This window comes from Rhizobium herbae, assembly GCF_019511375.1.
Classification (GTDB): Bacteria; Pseudomonadota; Alphaproteobacteria; order Rhizobiales; family Rhizobiaceae; genus Pararhizobium; species Pararhizobium herbae_A.
The window spans coordinates 428971-444585 of sequence record NZ_JAEUAO010000004.1 but is presented as its reverse complement, the minus strand read 5'-3'; the positions used below and the strand labels follow the sequence as shown (position 1 = coordinate 444585).

The 15615-nt window shown below is 59.8% G+C and carries 13 protein-coding genes and 1 tRNA gene; 7 read left to right on the top strand and 7 right to left on the bottom strand.

Annotation, left to right across the window (positions count from 1 at the left end):
- Nucleotides 1–93: 93 nt before the first annotated feature.
- From secA to JNB71_RS18920, 3 genes are all read left to right on the top strand, one after another.
- Nucleotides 94–2805, top strand: a complete 2712-nt coding sequence (gene secA / locus JNB71_RS18930; protein WP_220373328.1) for a preprotein translocase subunit SecA — start codon at nt 94–96, stop codon at nt 2803–2805.
- A gap of 422 nt (nt 2806–3227) precedes the next feature.
- A complete protein-coding gene (locus tag JNB71_RS18925) occupies nt 3228–4649 on the top strand; it encodes a lipopolysaccharide biosynthesis protein (protein ID WP_220373327.1) in 1422 nt (473 codons plus the stop codon).
- Nucleotides 4646–5932, top strand: coding sequence for a GNAT family N-acetyltransferase (locus JNB71_RS18920; protein WP_220373326.1), 1287 nt, complete (start codon nt 4646–4648; stop codon nt 5930–5932). The genes JNB71_RS18925 and JNB71_RS18920 overlap by 4 nt, the downstream gene beginning before the upstream one ends.
- On the opposite strand, the gene JNB71_RS18915 is transcribed toward JNB71_RS18920, so the two are convergent.
- Nucleotides 5933–7561 carry an AMP-binding protein gene (locus tag JNB71_RS18915; RefSeq protein ID WP_220373325.1) on the bottom strand — a complete coding sequence of 543 codons (1629 nt, stop codon included), beginning with the start codon at nt 7559–7561 and terminating at the stop codon, nt 5933–5935. It lies immediately after the preceding gene.
- A 161-nt stretch (nt 7562–7722) separates the two neighbouring features.
- On the opposite strand from JNB71_RS18915, the gene JNB71_RS18910 reads away from it, so the two are divergent.
- Nucleotides 7723–9036: a calcium-binding protein gene (locus JNB71_RS18910; RefSeq protein WP_220373324.1), complete on the top strand. Its 1314-nt coding sequence runs from the start codon at nt 7723–7725 to the stop codon at nt 9034–9036.
- A 32-nt stretch (nt 9037–9068) separates the two neighbouring features.
- Here the strand turns inward: JNB71_RS18910 and JNB71_RS18905 are convergent, their stop codons facing one another.
- The 5 genes from JNB71_RS18905 to JNB71_RS18885 all read right to left on the bottom strand — a co-directional run bounded on the left by JNB71_RS18905 (nt 9069) and on the right by JNB71_RS18885 (nt 12870).
- Nucleotides 9069–9293: a hypothetical protein gene (locus JNB71_RS18905; RefSeq protein WP_220373323.1), complete on the bottom strand. Its 225-nt coding sequence runs from the start codon at nt 9291–9293 to the stop codon at nt 9069–9071.
- A 241-nt stretch (nt 9294–9534) separates the two neighbouring features.
- Nucleotides 9535–9828, bottom strand: coding sequence for a hypothetical protein (locus tag JNB71_RS18900; protein ID WP_220373322.1), 294 nt, complete (start codon nt 9826–9828; stop codon nt 9535–9537).
- 445 nt (nt 9829–10273) lie between these two features.
- The gene (locus JNB71_RS18895; protein WP_223215912.1) at nt 10274–10768 is read right to left on the bottom strand and encodes a hypothetical protein; all 495 of its coding nucleotides are present in this window, start codon (nt 10766–10768) and stop codon (nt 10274–10276) included.
- Between the two features lie 399 nt (nt 10769–11167).
- Nucleotides 11168–12304 (bottom strand): glycosyltransferase family 2 protein, encoded by a 1137-nt coding sequence (locus JNB71_RS18890; RefSeq protein WP_220373321.1) that lies wholly within the window; start codon nt 12302–12304, stop codon nt 11168–11170.
- The gene (locus JNB71_RS18885) at nt 12298–12870 is read right to left on the bottom strand and encodes a dTDP-4-dehydrorhamnose 3,5-epimerase (protein ID WP_346657287.1); all 573 of its coding nucleotides are present in this window, start codon (nt 12868–12870) and stop codon (nt 12298–12300) included. Before JNB71_RS18885 ends, JNB71_RS18890 begins: the two co-directional genes overlap by 7 nt.
- A 369-nt stretch (nt 12871–13239) precedes the next feature.
- Here JNB71_RS18885 and JNB71_RS18880 point away from each other — a divergent pair, with 369 nt between their 5' ends.
- Nucleotides 13240–14031 (top strand): ABC transporter permease, encoded by a 792-nt coding sequence (locus JNB71_RS18880; RefSeq protein WP_223215911.1) that lies wholly within the window; start codon nt 13240–13242, stop codon nt 14029–14031.
- A gap of 157 nt (nt 14032–14188) precedes the next feature.
- Here JNB71_RS18880 and JNB71_RS18875 read toward each other — a convergent pair.
- A tRNA-Leu gene (locus JNB71_RS18875) sits at nt 14189–14273 on the bottom strand.
- 177 nt (nt 14274–14450) lie between these two features.
- On the opposite strand from JNB71_RS18875, the gene JNB71_RS18870 reads away from it, so the two are divergent.
- Both JNB71_RS18870 and JNB71_RS18865 read left to right on the top strand, forming a co-directional pair.
- The gene (locus JNB71_RS18870) at nt 14451–15038 is read left to right on the top strand and encodes a YqaA family protein (RefSeq protein ID WP_220373320.1); all 588 of its coding nucleotides are present in this window, start codon (nt 14451–14453) and stop codon (nt 15036–15038) included.
- Nucleotides 15039–15049: 11 nt separating this feature from the next.
- Nucleotides 15050–15571 carry a disulfide bond formation protein B gene (locus JNB71_RS18865; protein WP_220373319.1) on the top strand — a complete coding sequence of 174 codons (522 nt, stop codon included), beginning with the start codon at nt 15050–15052 and terminating at the stop codon, nt 15569–15571.
- The last annotated feature ends 44 nt before the right edge of the window (nt 15572–15615 follow it).

Genomic DNA, 15615 nt, shown 5'->3' with positions numbered 1-15615 from the left:
CACGCAACCTCGCGTCCAGAACAGTTCCGGGCGTTTCATAGTATTTCGCGGAAATTCCCCCGCGTTGGCGACATACAGGAAAGGACCATTCTTATGGTCAGTCTCGGCGGCCTCGCCCGCAAAATTTTCGGATCATCGAATGACCGGCGTGTGCGCGGCTACAAGGCCAGGGTGGATGCCATCAATGCGTTGGAAGCCGAAACCAAAGCGCTTTCCGACCAGGCACTGGCTGCAAAGACCGTGGAATTCCGCAAGCAACTCGCCGATGGCAAGACGCTTGACGACCTTTTGGTTCCAGCCTTTGCGGTGGTGCGCGAGGCCGCCCGCCGCGTCCTTGGCCTGCGGCCCTTCGACGTGCAGCTGATCGGCGGCATGATCCTGCACGAGAAATCCATCGCCGAAATGAAGACCGGTGAAGGCAAGACGCTGGTGGCGACGCTGCCCGTCTACCTCAATGCGCTCGCCGGCAAGGGCGTGCACGTCGTCACCGTCAACGACTACCTCGCGACGCGCGACTCCGGGATGATGGGCCGCGTTTACGGTTTCCTCGGCATGACCACCGGCGTCATCGTTCACGGGCTGACCGATGACCAGCGCCGCGCCGCCTATGCCTGCGACGTGACCTACGCGACCAACAACGAACTCGGCTTCGACTATCTGCGCGACAATATGAAGTATGAGCGCAGCCAGATGGTCCAGCGCGGCCACTTCTACGCCATCGTCGACGAAGTGGACTCGATCCTGGTCGACGAAGCGCGCACGCCGCTGATCATATCCGGCCCGCTCGACGACCGGTCCGAACTCTACAACACCATCGACAAGTTCATCCCTCTCCTGTCCCCGGAAGACTACGAGATCGACGAAAAGCAGCGCTCCGCCAACTTCAGCGAAGTCGGCACCGAGAAGCTCGAAAACCTGCTGCGTGAAGCAAACCTGCTAAAGGGCGAGACGCTCTACGATGTCGAGAACGTCGCGATTGTCCACCACGTCAACAATGCGCTTAAGGCCCACAAGCTCTTCCAGAAGGACAAGGACTATATCGTCCGCAACGACGAGATCGTCATCATCGACGAATTCACCGGCCGCATGATGCCGGGCCGCCGCTATTCGGAAGGCCAGCACCAGGCACTCGAAGCCAAGGAAAAGGTGACGATCCAGCCGGAAAACCAGACGCTGGCTTCGGTCACCTTCCAGAACTACTTCCGCATGTACAAGAAGCTCGGCGGGATGACCGGCACGGCGTCGACCGAAGCCGAGGAATTCGGCAACATCTACGGCCTCGAAGTCGTGGAAGTACCGACCAACCTGCCGATCAAGCGCATCGACGAGGACGACGAGGTCTACCGGACGGCGGAAGAGAAATTCAAGGCGATCATCGCCGAGATCATGGATAGCCACAAGCGCGGCCAGCCGATCCTCGTTGGCACGACCTCGATCGAAAAGTCCGAGCTTCTGGCAGGGCTTCTGAAGAAGACCGGGTTCACCAACTTCCAGGTCCTGAACGCCCGCTATCACGAGCAGGAAGCCTATATCGTTTCGCAGGCCGGCGTTCCAGGTGCCGTGACGATCGCCACCAACATGGCGGGCCGAGGCACCGACATCCAGCTCGGCGGCAACCCCGACATGCGCATCCAGCAGGAACTCGCCGATATCGAGCCAGGTCCTGAACGCGAAAGCCGCGAGCAGGTCATCCGCGCCGAAGTGCAGAAGCTCAAGGAGCAGGCACTGGCCGCCGGCGGTCTCTACGTTCTGGCGACCGAACGCCACGAAAGCCGCCGCATCGACAACCAGCTGCGTGGCCGCTCCGGTCGTCAGGGCGACCCTGGCCGCTCGAAATTCTTCCTGTCGCTGCAGGACGATCTGATGCGCATCTTCGGCTCCGACCGGATGGACGGCATGTTGCAGAAGCTTGGCCTCAAAGAGGGTGAGGCTATCGTCCACCCCTGGATCAACAAGGCTCTCGAGCGCGCCCAGAAAAAGGTCGAGGCCCGCAACTTCGATATCCGCAAAAACCTGCTGAAGTACGACGACGTCTTGAACGACCAGCGCAAGGTGATCTTCGAGCAGCGCATCGAGATGATGGATGCGACGGACATCTCCGAAACCGTCGCCGACATGCGCCACGAGGTCATCGAGGACATCGTCGCCAAGCGCATCCCGGAAAAGGCCTATGCCGAACAGTGGGATGCAGCCGGCCTGAAAACCGACGTGCTGAACTCGCTCAACCTCGACCTGCCGATCGTCGAATGGGCGGCCGAGGAAGGCATCGACGAGAACGACATCCGCGAACGGATCACTGCTGAGGCCGACAAGGCCGCCGCCGACCGCGCCGAGCGTTTCGGTCCCGATATCATGCTGTATGTCGAGCGCTCGGTCGTGCTGCAGACACTTGATCACCTCTGGCGCGAGCACATCGTCAATCTCGACCATCTGCGCTCGGTCATCGGCTTCCGCGGCTATGCCCAGCGCGATCCGCTGCAGGAATACAAATCCGAAGCCTTCGAGCTGTTTCAGGCGCTTTTGACCAATCTTCGCCAGGCCGTTACCGCACAACTGATGCGCGTCGAACTGGTGCGCGAAGCAGCCGAGGCGCCGCAGCCGGCACCACCGCAGATGGTCGGCCACCATATCGACCCGATCACCGGCGAGGACGATTTTGCCGACAGCATCAACCTGAATGTCGTTCCGCCGCAAAACCGCAATCCGCAGGATCCGTCGACCTGGGGCAAGATCGCCCGCAACGAAGCCTGCCCCTGCGGTTCCGGCAAGAAGTACAAGCACTGCCACGGGGCGTTCGAGGCGTAAGAGCCGTGCCCAGCTTGCATTTGCAGGGCAGTAAGGTTTATTTCTGGAGTGGCAGACGGGACTGCAATCCCGCCTGCCTATTGCTTATTTTACGAAGTTTACCCGGACGGCTATTGACCAGCCCGTCCGGGTTTTTCGCACCATAAGCGTGACGCTAAATGGCTTTTGCCACATAGATCACCTCCAGTTTCGACAGCAAGGCCGTTGCCACAGCCGGGGAGCCCGTCTTCCCGGTCGCGTTAGCTGGCCGGTTGCGCAAGCTGGTTTCGCGCACGCTGCTTGTGCCGTCGAATGCAACCTACAATAGCATATCGATTGTCGTTGTCAGCAGCGCGGCTGCTGCCTCGTTCTCCACCCTTTGTTAACGCTGTTCTGGCAAGACTGACGTCCTGTTTTGCGTAGTTTCGGGTACTCCCTTGTTCATGGCAGCGTGTCAAACGGCCGGACGAATATTGCCGCCCGCATTGCGGAGTTGGCTGTCGCCGCTGCTTGAAAAGCTCGGACCCGTCCTGACGAGCAATGATCCCAAGCATCTTGCCCAGCGCATGGCGCTCGTCGCCTTTGCCATCCGCGTCGTCAGCGCAGCCATCGCCTTCGTCTCGCAGATCATCCTCGCCCGCGTCATGGGCGACTTCGAATACGGCATCTTCGTCTTCGTCTGGGTCCTGGTCGTGCTGTTCGGCAATCTCTCCTGCCTCGGATTCCATACGGCAATCATCCGCTTCCTGCCGCAATACCACGCCCGAGGCGCACTGGCGGAAATCCGCGGGCTGACGACGACGGTGCGTATCTTTGCCCTGGTCTCGGCGACGGCGCTTGCGGTCGTCGGCATTGGCGGGCTCTGGCTGTTCGGCCACCGTATCGACGGCTACTATCTGGTACCGCTTTATCTCGGCATCTTCACACTGCCGATGATCGCGCTCGGCGATGTGATGGACGGGACGTCGCGCGCCCACAGCTGGGCGGTTTCGGCGCTGAGCCCAACCTATATCATCCGGCCGGTGCTCATCCTCGGCTTCATGCTGCTTGCCGTGGCGATCGGCGAGCCGCACACCGCGCAGACCGCGATGATCGCTGCCATGGCCGCCACCTATCTCACCAGCGCCACCCAGTTCTTCATCCTCACCTTTCGGCTGCGCCGGCGCTACCTCACGGGGCCGCGCCGGATCGAATTCGCCACCTGGATCCGCGTCGCCGTGCCGATCTTCCTGATCGAGGGGTTCGGCTTCATGCTGACCAATTCCGACGTCGTCATCGTCGGCCTCTATCTCGATCCGGAAAGCGTCGCGATCTATTTTGCTGCGGCAAAGACGATGGCGCTGGTGCATTTCGTCATGTTTTCCGTGAAAGCCGCCGCCGCCCCCCGTTTTTCGGCCGCCATGGCCAGTCCGGACCGCCAGCAATTGGCTGTCATCGCCGTCGAAAGCGCCAAATGGTCGTTCTGGCCGTCCCTCTGCGTCGGCAGTCTCGTCCTTCTTTGCGGCACCTTTCTGCTGTCCCTGTTCGGCCCAAGTTTCGTTTCAGGCTATCCGCTGATGGCGATCCTGTTTGCCGGCATCATGGCCAAGGCGCTGGTCGGTCCCGCCGAAGCCCTGCTCACCATGGCTGGCCGGCAGACGCTGTGCGTCGCCCTTTATGCCGGCGCCCTCGTTGCCAACTTGCTGCTCAACGTCACTTTGATTCCAATGTTCGGCCTGACAGGCGCGGCCTTTGCGACGACCGGCGCAATGGTGGTCGAGGCCATCCTTCTTCATGTCGCCGTTCGCCGCACCTTCGGCATCGTTCTCTTCGCCTTCGCCGACCCGCACACCAGACACATCAAAGGAGAGGCCACCCCACCATGACCGGCGGCAACACGCACATACCCGACGATGCCAACAGCCGGTCGGCGCGTATTCTCGGCGGCCTGGTTCCGCCGGCGCCCGATCGCCCGATCGCTGAAAACACGATCGACATCGGCCGCCCCGGCCGGCAGCTCTGCCTCTATCCGGCACGCCAGGGCTACGAACTGCAGGCGGAACTCGATTTCCTCTCCAACCGGGCGCTGGAGCCGAACGTCTTCTTTACCGGCCGCTTCCTGGCGCCCGCCATGCCGCGCCTGGAAGACCGCATCATCCGCCTGGCCCTGATCCGTGACAACGACGAGCGCCGCAGCCGCATCCGCTTCCTGATGCCGTTCTCGATCGAAAAGCCGGGGTTCTCGATCGGCGCGCCGATCATCCGCGCCTGGTCCAACCCGTTCGGTCCGCTCGGCGTGCCGCTGCTCGATGCCGAAGGCGCGGCAGAAACCATCGACAATCTCTACGAGGCTTTTGCCAGCCCTTCGGCCGGCCTGCCCGGCGTGCTCGTGCTTCCCGACGTGCGCCTGATGGGCAAGTTCGCCCAGCTCGCCCGCGCCGTCGCCATCGGCCGGAATCTGCCGCTGACCGTTACCGACACCTTTACCCGGCCAATGCTGGAAAGCCTGGAGGACGGCGAGAGCTACCTGCGGCACGCGATCAGCCCGTCGCATTTCCGCGAGTTGCGCCGCCAGTGGAATCGCCTGGAAGCCCTCGGCAGCGTGTCCTACAATGTCGCCCGCCAGCCGGCCGACATCCGTCTGCGGATGGAGGAGTTTCTGGCATTGGAAGCGAGCGGCTGGAAGGGCCGCCAGGGCACCGCCATGGTGCTCGACCGCTACCGCTCGGCCTTCGCCCGCGAGGCGATCACCAACCTGGCCGAAGCCGACAGCGTGCGCATCCACACGCTCGACCTCGACGGGCAGGCGATTGCGTCGATGGTCGTGTTCATGATGGCCGGCGACGCCTATACCTGGAAGACGGCCTATGACGAACGCTATGCGAAATATTCGCCCGGCAAGCTGCTCATGGCCGAGCTGACGGAATGGCATCTCGACGATGCCAACATCGTGCGTTCGGATAGCTGCGCGACGCCGGATCATGCCGTGATGAGCCGCTTCTGGGAGGAACGGGATGAGATGGGCACGCTGGTGATCGGTCTTGCCCAGAACCGGGACCGCGATGTGCGCCAGGTCGCCGCCCAGCTCCACCTCTATCGCAACACCCGCAACATGGCGCGGTTGCTGCGCGACAAGATCAGGGCACTGACGCCCCGGCGCTCGAAATGATCACGCCTGCGCAATTGCCCTGTCGCGCAGGATGCGGCGGATGACCTTGCCGGAGGTCGTCAGCGGCAGGCTGTCGAGGAATTCGATCTCGCGCGGATATTCGTGCATCGACAGCCGCATCTTGACCCAGTCGCGGATCTCGGCGGCAAGCTCGGCGCCTGCGGCATACCCCGGCTTCAGCACCACATAGGCCTTGACGATTTCGGTGCGAACCGGGTCGGGCTTGCCGATCGCCGCTGCAAGCTGGACGGCGGGATGACCGGCCAGACAGTCCTCGATCTCGCCTGGACCGATGCGGTAGCCTGACGAGGTGATGACGTCGTCATCGCGCCCGAAGAAGGTGATGTAGCCTTCGGCATCCTGAACACCCTGATCGCCGGTCGTCATCCAGTCACCGATGAATTTTTGCGCCGTCGCCGCCTCATTGCGCCAGTAACCGAGAAACATCACCGGATCGGGCCGGCGCACCGCGACCTGGCCGACGGTGCCGGCGGGAAGCTCCCTTCCCTCGGCGTCGATGATTGCCACCTCATGACCCGGTGCGGCCTTGCCCATCGAGCCGGGTTTCAGCACGCCGAGATTGGCAGCCGACGACAGGACGATGTTGCATTCGGTCTGGCCGTAGAACTCGTTGACGGGAACGCCGAAGGCCTCGCTTGCCTGCTCAAAGGTTTCGCGCCCGAGCGATTCCCCGGCCGAGCCGATGGTGCGCAGGTTGAGCCGGTAGAGAGAGCGGGGATTTTCGACCGACTTCATCAGCCGCAGGGCCGTTGGCGGGATGAAGGCGTTGCGCACCTCCATTTCCTCCAGAATGCGGAAAGCCATGTGCGGATCGAATTTCTGCCCGGGCGATGACACGACGGGAACGCCGAGCAGCAGCGACGGCAGCAGCGCGTTCAACAGCCCGCCCGCCCAGGCCCAGTCGGCCGGCGTCCACATCCGATCGCCCGGTTGCGGCAGGAAGGCGTGATGGAACTGGAAGCCGGGAATATGGCCAAGCAGGACGCGATGGCCGTGAAGCGCGCCCTTCGGCGGCCCGGTCGTGCCGGATGTGTAGATCATCATCGCCGGATCGTCCGGCGTCGTCTCGGCGGCAACAAAAACCGGAGCGTGGCCTTCCGCCAGCGCGGCAAAGGCGATGGTTGCCGGCGCTTCGCCATCGACAAGCACGACGCATTTCAGATCCGGCAACTGCGCGCGGATGGCCGCGATCTTTTCCAGGCCGAAACGATTGGTGACGACGGCCGCGGCACCTGCGTCACGCAGCCGATATTCCAGCGCTTCGATCCCGAACAGCAGCGCCAGCGGCAGGGCAATGGCGCCGAGCTTGTAGATACCGACGTGGGCGATCGCCGTTTCGAAGCTCTGCGGCAAAAGGATCGCGACCCGGTCTCCCGGCAGGATGCCCTCTGCCCGCAGACCATGGGCGAATGAGGAAGACCGGGCAGCAAAGGTGCCGTAGGTCAGCGACAGATGCGCCCCCTCGGGGCTGAAATGCTGAAGACAGACCCGTTCCGGCTCGCGCGCTGCCCAGGCATCGCTGACGGCGGTGCCGATATTGAATTTTTCGGGAATCTGCCAGCGGAAGTCCCGCCGCAGGTTCTCGTAGGTATCGCAGATCGGAAGCATGAACCCGCCGGAAAGAGGTGTTGTTGCAGTGCAACTAACACTTCTGTGGGAGAGACTTCAACTCTGGACGTAGCGTCCGCCGCCGGTTTGCGACTTTACCGCGATTACATTCTAAAATACTAATTTAGGTAATTTATTCAAATTTGCGGGAGGATATTTGCGTGGCGACTTTTACATCCTTTTTTCCCGGCGGCGTAAATCCGGACCATTACCTCCCGCCCCTGCCGGGATTCGACTACATGCCGTTTTTCGAGGAGATCGTCAAAGCCAATGAGGCTGTCCGCACCGCCACGACATCGACAGACATCTGGTACAACCTGACGAACGGATTGAAACTGAAACTGGTCGGCACCGGTTTCACCTTTGATTCCTCGGAGGACCCGATCGGCGGAACGATTACCGCCATCGAGATCTATCTCAACGACGGCACGACAAAGATGCAGACGCTGACGGGCTTGAATATCCTGCTCGCGGCCTTCGACGATGCCGTCGATACCCTCAGCCAAAACGGGATCGCACGGCTGCTGATGAATGGAAACGACATTCTGAAAGGCAGTGCCGGCAACCAGGACCTCTACGGATATGGCGGCAACGACAAGTTCATCGGCGGTTCCGGCAACGATTTCGTCTGTGGCGGCGAAGGCAAGGACACCTATGACGGCAACGGCGGCAGTTTCGATACGCTCAATTTCGACGATGCCTACTTTACGCCTTCAGCCTTCCGCGGCATCAATCTGGATGCAACCGCCAAGACGGTCATCGACCCCTGGGGCAACAGCGAAACGGTCACCGAGTTCGAACAGTTTCGCGGAACCCAGTTCGCCGATATATTCAAAGGCTCCGGCGTCAGTGAATCATTCATGGGGCTTGGCGGCGCCGACAAGATCAACGGCGGCCTCGGTTCCGACGTGGCCCTGTATCATCGCGACGACCGGCGCGGCGGCACAGGCAACGTGACCGTCAATCTCCAGACCGGCAAGGCGATCGACGGCTTCGGAAAGATCGACACGCTGACCAGCATCGAGAACGTGCGCACCGGCGGTGCGGCAGACAAGCTGACAGGCAATTCGGTCGCGAATATCCTCAGGGCAGGCGGCGGCAACGACTTGCTCGCCGGTGGACTGGGCAAGGATATGTTGCTCGGAGAAGGCGGCAGGGATACCTTCCTCTTCAACACCACGCTTAACAAATTTACAAACGTCGACAAGATCGTGGATTTCAACGTCATTGACGACACGATGCGCCTCGACAATGCGATCTTCACGCAGATTTCCGGTACTCGGACGCTGACATCGGCGCAATTCTACAAAAGCGCGGCGGGCGTTGCCCATGATGGGTCCGACCGCATCATCTACGAGACCGATACCGGAAAACTGTTTTATGACAGCAACGGCAGTGCCGCCGGAGGCTCCGTGCTTTTTGCGACGATCAGCAAGAACCTTGCCCTGACGGCCGCCGACTTCTTCATCATCTGACGCGTGCCGGCCGGCTGCGGCCAAGAGCAGTCTTACGAAGCAAAGATCGCCTCGCGGCTGAGGCGATCGCTGAGGGCCCCGAGCAGTTCATCCTGGGTGGTGTACCCCGCAAAAAATAGCTCGATCACAGCACCGGCGGCGCTGACACCCTCCTGACTGCGCAGGCGAATGCTTCGTTCCGCACACCAGGAGAACAGGGCGCCGGACAGCGCTTCGACATCCTCGAGACCGCCGGCGGACGTAACAGACTGGGACATATTCGATCTCCATGTGCCGATTAGGGATGTGCCGATTGGGGCTGACCTGCTTCAGACTGAGCGTCCATAAGAATTTTTGCAATCACGATGCAGAGTGGCGGTTAACAGCCTGCAGGACCTGTGCTGAATTGGGGCAAACGGTCTGCACTATCCACTGCAGGAACAACGCAAGATTGCATATCGATTAAGCAAGTTGCGCTCTGCGCGCATCAGCCAATGCCGGATACGAGCCTAGATGCCGTCATTCCCCCATGTCCGGTACATAGAGGCACTTGGTCCGGCCCTTGGGGCCGAAATCGTTGAAGGCGGCACAACGGTGGAACTGGCCGTCGGGGGAGCGCTTGAGGGGCCAGGTATTGTAACTGATGATCTCGCCGGTCGTCCGCACCAGCCATCCCTTCTTGGTCGGCGTCACGTCGCTTGCCGCTATCGGCTTGCAATCGCGTCCGGCGCAGCAGGCGACTTCGTAGATATCGTGCGACCATGCCGGCACGCTCAGGCAAAGCCAAACCAAGAGTGCCAATGTCCTGCCCACAGGAAACTCCTCCGTGCTGCTCAGTTGGTTGGCTTGCCCGCGGCTTGATCTCTTGCGGTCGACGGCCTGGGTAAGCTTCGACTTTCACACCAACCCTGCGAGGAGGCAACATGCGCAAATGGGATTTTTCGCTCCGATCGTCCGGCAGCATTCCCTGGAGGTCGGCTGCGGACCACGCGTCAAGAGCGCTTTCGCTGTAATAACCGATGCTATTCGACCAGCATACAACCGCCGCCGACGCGTTTCCATCGGTCGTCGGCGTTGTTCATCACTCTAAAGCATTAGTGCCTAACACCTCTGCCGCATTGCTTGCTGCAACCGGAAGATAGTAAGCTGAGCGAGTCGGCTACGGCCATAGGGGTCAGCGCTTCCGGTGGTGTTTTTCGCGCTGGCCCCGCCCAACTCTTTCCAAGCCCTGTTACCGACCGGGGTTTGTGCCCGAGGGTCATCCGATGCGCGGGCACCCTTCACGATTGGCAAGACGCAGGGTCGTGTATTCACCGCGACGGCCGATGCCGTCAACGACGATCTGCCGGCGTCCGATGGACGTCACAGCGGGATCGCGCATTCCCAGCCTGTAGGCGCGGCGGAGGGCTTGTCGTTGGCTGCAGCCGCCCCGCCATTCATAGTCCCTGCGATATGGCTCTCGGTATTCCACGTCAGGGCCGCCCGGTCCAATGTACAGGTCCAACCCTTGCGCCAGCGGAGCAGACGGCAGCGCGGTCAGGACACCCGCAACAACCAATGCCGCAGCGAGACGCTTATCAACCACTCTTGTCATAACTTCCTCCTGCACTCGATCGTTCTCGATAAAGACTAACGAAATCACGAAAAATAGGTTCCGCGACGCGGCCCTTGACCTGCTCAACCACAGGAACATAATAGGAACAGAAGCGGCGATGCAGCCGCCAATCTGAAAAGTTGTCCACAGGATATCCACCGTCTTTCCACAGCGGAAAGGCGTATCGACGGCGGGACGCCGAGCTTGGAACGGGAGGATCTCAGGCGCCGGAGCACAGCACTGCCGCTGGACCGATGTCGCGGCGACGCCGGCCCGACGTCCGGGGGACGCACCACCCCGCAAAACTAACGCGCGGGGTGGATCAGGTCGCGCCGCATTCACAAACCAGCATTAGCATCTTCTGAAATCAATGGCTGCAGCGTTTCGGCCACAGTCAGATGCTGACGTTAACCTCTTACCCGGCGCGACCGCACAATGGGAGGCTGCGGCACGCGTCGTGCACGGCTTTGCGGGGGGATTCAGATGACGAGGCGATCTGTCGGATCGGCGAATAGGTCCAAAAAACGGCAGCACCCTCCCGCTTTTCCAGAAAGAGGTTCATTGGCGGTGCAGCAGGGATGGCACGCGCTTGAGCAACACTGACAACCTCCAAGCTACTGTCGATCGCATTGCCTTTATATCGCGCGCTTGCAGCTCAATTTTTTCATTCGCCGCAGCAAGCATCTCATCCAGTATACGATTGGCGTTTTGCGCCTCAAGAACCTGACTTTCGGCCCGCCCGAGCTCACCTATCGTCAAATTGGCGCGATCCCGCGACTCCGCAAGTTCGTTGCATGTGGCTGATAACTTCTCCTCCACCTGCGCCAGGTATGGCCTCACCGCTTGAATGTCTTCCCAGGCCAATCGCGCGATAAGGTCGGACGTCGCGCCTCGAATTTTCTCGCACCAGCCCTCCGGATCAGCACGCATGTGGCCTGCATAGACCTCTTGCTCAGTTTTCCCGTCAGGCACTGAAACGCGCAGAGGTGATGGCCACCAGGTCACCTGATCAGCAACATCCAGCGCGGTCGCAAATTCGGGCATTCGCGCATATCGCGAGGCCATGCGTTTGGCGCTGAAATGAAGGACAGTTGGTGTACGGCAATAGAAGATGGGCTGGTTTGGATTTTCCCGAATTATCCTGCGCCAAAGGATCCAGTCGGCAGCAGATTCCACATCCTCAGGCCAAGCATCTCTGACCGGAAGGCTATCCGCGCGATAGAGAAAACAGCTCGCCGGTATACTGTTCCGGCGCTCCATAAAGGTTGCGAGCTCATCATCTGCCGTCAAGTTCGTCATGAACGGAGCGGAAATTCCGTCAGTCGAGACCCAGAGCGCCTGGCTGTAAGCCAGCGCGCTGCCCGCTTGCAGTCCTTTCAACAACATCTCCAGGTGGTCAGGGAACAGCAGATCGTCGTCAGCGGCGAATCCGATGTATTTTCCCCTCGCCTCCCTCATCGCCACGTTTCGATTGGCGTAGCCGAAGAATGGTGCCTTGGGCAGATCAAAGAATCGAATTCTCTGGTCGCGGAAGCTTGAGACAATTTCGGCTGTTCCTGGCGCGCAACCGTCGCCCACCACCAACAACTCAAAGTCCTCGACTGATTGGGCCAGCACTGATTGGATTGCGAAGCCAATCACGTCCGTGCGTGAGTGGGTCGGCATAAGGATTGAGATACCGGGTCGGCCTACCATCCCTTTGCATCTCCAAAACTATAGGGAATCAGATCTGTATCCAACGGGAGACGGTATTTGTCCGGGTTGGAATGATCGTATTGTATTGTTGGGAAATTCAGAACAACCACGTCTGTTGTGCCGATGTTGCGGTCAGCATGCCACACGAACTTCGGTACATTGACCAGCCGTGGGCGGGACCCAGACAGGTAAATTTTGCAGATTTTGCCGCAAGTGGTTGATTCAGGCCTCGGATCAAATAGCACGAGTTCCATCTCGCCGCTCAGCACGAAATAGCGGTCCTCATGCAACTTATGTAACCCCCAACCCTTCACAAGCCCGGGCCGGATTGTGAAGGCATAGGAAAAGACAAGCGGATCGCCGTGCCAGCCCCATCGCGGATCGAATATTTCGGTGACGCTGCCGCGATCATCGTCATGTCGAATACTATCGTGGAAGGACATTCCATCCAGTAAAGGAGCAGTACTTCGACGTTGGTCATCGACCGTTCGCTGATCCTGGGCTGCGGCCGCCAAGGTAGATTGAAGTAACTCTGCTCGGTTATTTAACTCTAAGCCGTCTCGCACGTCCTTGCTCCTCACAGCGGGTGTCAGTTGCAACTCCTAACATCACAGTACGGTTGTGCGCTAGACGGCCCACATGTGCGGCGGTGCTCCAGCACAGTGTTCAAATTAAGTCCTGGCTTGATCTTCGCGCCAATATAGAAAGACGCCGGCGGCCGAGATGAGAGCGAGCGTGATCGCCAGATTTTTGCCAGGGTCTTTTTGATGATGGGCATTAATCTCAAGGGTGTTCCGTGGATTTTGGGTGCAGCAGAGATCTGCGCCGAGGGGAAAGGGGATCGATCGTCGGGCCAAGACAGTTGAGGTTAGACGGCGCAGCGTGTATGGGTGCGCGCGCTACCGAGTACTCGACACAGGGAAGAGCTTAAGCGAATGGTTTCCACTCTTCAGCTGGGATTGACAAGGCAGATCCGCGTGATCACGGCCTTAATGATCCGTGAAGCCAGGCTACGCAACAGCAAGCACGCGTTCAGTCAGTTGTTTGACGTGCTTGAGGCCGTTGTGTTTATCGTGGCTCATTTGATCATTTTCACCTATCTGCACCGCGAGCTCTTGATAGGCGACAGTCTTCTCTTGTTCGTTACGACAGGCGTCCTGCCGGTATTGCTGTTCCGTACAATCAGCCTGAGAGCAGCCTCAGCCATAGAGGCGTCCAAGTCTGTAACAAGCATACCCACCGTTCAACCTGTAGATTATGCAATCGCTAGAAGCTTTGTGGAACTCCTTTCCTTTGGGCTGATGTTCACGGCTTTCTTTACGTTCATCGATTTATTTGAGATCTCACGGTACGCATTGCCCTACAATCCGCTCGCGCTGGTGCAATTCATACCTCTGCTTTACCTGTTTTCATTTGGCCTAGGCCTAATTAACTCTTTCATTATATATATATTCCCGCTGTGGAAATTTATATGGTCCATGTTTTCCCGAGTTCAAATTTTCTTTAGCGCAGTCTTCTTTATCCCGGAATACATGCCTCCGCAGCTCAAAAATATACTGTCGTACAATCCAATAATGCATTTTGTTTCGTTATTCAGGACGGCATTTTACCCGACTTACCCCACCCACCTTCTTTCCATCAGTTATATAGCCTTGTGGACGTGCTGCGTTCTGGTGCTTGGGCTGGCGATTGAAAGAAACCTGAGAAACCAAAGGGCATCCCACTGACGGGATTTGGGGCTTTCGCGTAGGGAAGCCGCAAGATCGTCCCAGTTGCCAAGTACGAAATCTGACTTTGCCGCCATCCCCTTCGCCGTTGCTGCCTTCCGCCAGGGGTAACGCTTTGGCTTGCCGATCGAATTGAAGTAGTTCCGCTAATAGGTATTGGTGCCCCATGCCGGAATCGAACCAGCACTCCTTTCGGAACTCGATTTTGAGTCGAGCGCGTCTACCAGTTCCGCCAATGGGGCACGGATACCGTCGAGGTAGCAAAAAGCGTGTACACGAACCGTTTCGCGCCGGTCAACCGGGATTTTGACGATCGGGCCTGCCGGAATCACAAAACTGTGCGCTTCGCAGGTGCAGCACATCATTTACAGCATCGGCAATCCTGCCTAAAAGGCTTCGAGATTAACTGGAAAGCCCGCATGCTTCGTAGCCTTTACGACTGGACAATGTCGCTCGCCGCCCGGAAATCCGCTGAAGTCTGGCTGGCGGTCATAGCGTTCGTCGAAAGCTCCGTCTTCCTCGTTCCTGCCGACGTCCTATACCTGCCGATGGCGCTCGCCCGGCCGGAGCGCGCCTGGCGCTATGCGTTGGTTGCGACGGTCGCGTCGGTGCTCGGCGGCATCGCCGGCTGGTATATCGGCCACTACGCCTTCGAGACGCTGGCACGGCCCATCCTGCAGTTCTACGGCAAGCTGGAAGCCTTCGAACACTTGAAGGCATCGGTCGGCTACGAGACGCTGGTGCTGCTCCTGGTAACGTCGGGCCTTGCGCATTTGCCGCCGATCAAGGTGGTGACGATCCTTTCCGGCGCCGCCAACATCAATCTCGGCCTGTTCATCATCTCGGCAATCATCGCCCGCGGCGCACGCTTCTTCGTGCTCGCCTGGCTGCTGCGCCGCTACGGCGAGGAAATCCGGCATTTCATCGAAAAGCGGCTGGGCATGCTGGCGGCGGCCGTTGCCGGCCTGCTGATTGCCATGTTTGCCGCCTATCGTTTCCTTGCCTGAGACGACGCCCAATGGAGCTTTCCTTGAGCCATAGCCAGACACAGCCGGCCCGCGGCCTTGCTGCCTCCCTTATCGCCACGCTCGGCATGGCGGCAACCGTCGGCGGCGCGCTCGCCTTCGAGCATATCGGCGGCTATATCCCCTGTGCGCTCTGCCTGATGCAACGCACACCCTATTACTGGGGCATCCCGATCGGCATTCTCGCCATCGTGACATCGATTGTGAAACTGCCGGTCTGGCTGACGCGGTCGCTGCTTACGATCGTCGGCATCCTGATGCTGGTCGGTGCCGGGCTCGGCGTCTACCACGCCGGCGTCGAATGGCATTTCTGGGAAGGCCCGGCGACCTGCGCGACATCGGCTTCGGGCGTCTCCACCGATGTCGGCGACCTGCTCGGCGATCTCGACAGCAAGCACGCCCCCTCCTGCACGGATGCGGCGCTGCGCGTTCTCGGCCTTTCCTTCGCGGGATGGAACGTCATCGCCAGCCTCATCCTGGCTGCCATCGCCCTGCGCGGTGCCGCTAGAGCATGATGCCGAAAAGTGTAAGCGGTTTTCGGACGACATCATGCGCTACT

What these genes read in the sequence shown, in the direction of transcription:
- secA (WP_220373328.1), top strand. Translation starts at nt 94, where the DNA reads ATGGTCAGTCTCGGCGGCCTCGCCCGCAAAATTTTCGGATCATCGAAT.
- JNB71_RS18925 (WP_220373327.1), top strand. Translation starts at nt 3,228, where the DNA reads ATGGCAGCGTGTCAAACGGCCGGACGAATATTGCCGCCCGCATTGCGG.
- JNB71_RS18915 (WP_220373325.1), bottom strand. Translation starts at nt 7,561, where the DNA reads ATGCTTCCGATCTGCGATACCTACGAGAACCTGCGGCGGGACTTCCGC.
- JNB71_RS18865 (WP_220373319.1), top strand. Translation starts at nt 15,050, where the DNA reads ATGGAGCTTTCCTTGAGCCATAGCCAGACACAGCCGGCCCGCGGCCTT.
- JNB71_RS18870 (WP_220373320.1), top strand. Translation starts at nt 14,451, where the DNA reads ATGCTTCGTAGCCTTTACGACTGGACAATGTCGCTCGCCGCCCGGAAA.
- JNB71_RS18880 (WP_223215911.1), top strand. Translation starts at nt 13,240, where the DNA reads ATGGTTTCCACTCTTCAGCTGGGATTGACAAGGCAGATCCGCGTGATC.
- JNB71_RS18890 (WP_220373321.1), bottom strand. Translation starts at nt 12,304, where the DNA reads ATGGTAGGCCGACCCGGTATCTCAATCCTTATGCCGACCCACTCACGC.
- JNB71_RS18920 (WP_220373326.1), top strand. Translation starts at nt 4,646, where the DNA reads ATGACCGGCGGCAACACGCACATACCCGACGATGCCAACAGCCGGTCG.
- JNB71_RS18905 (WP_220373323.1), bottom strand. Translation starts at nt 9,293, where the DNA reads ATGTCCCAGTCTGTTACGTCCGCCGGCGGTCTCGAGGATGTCGAAGCG.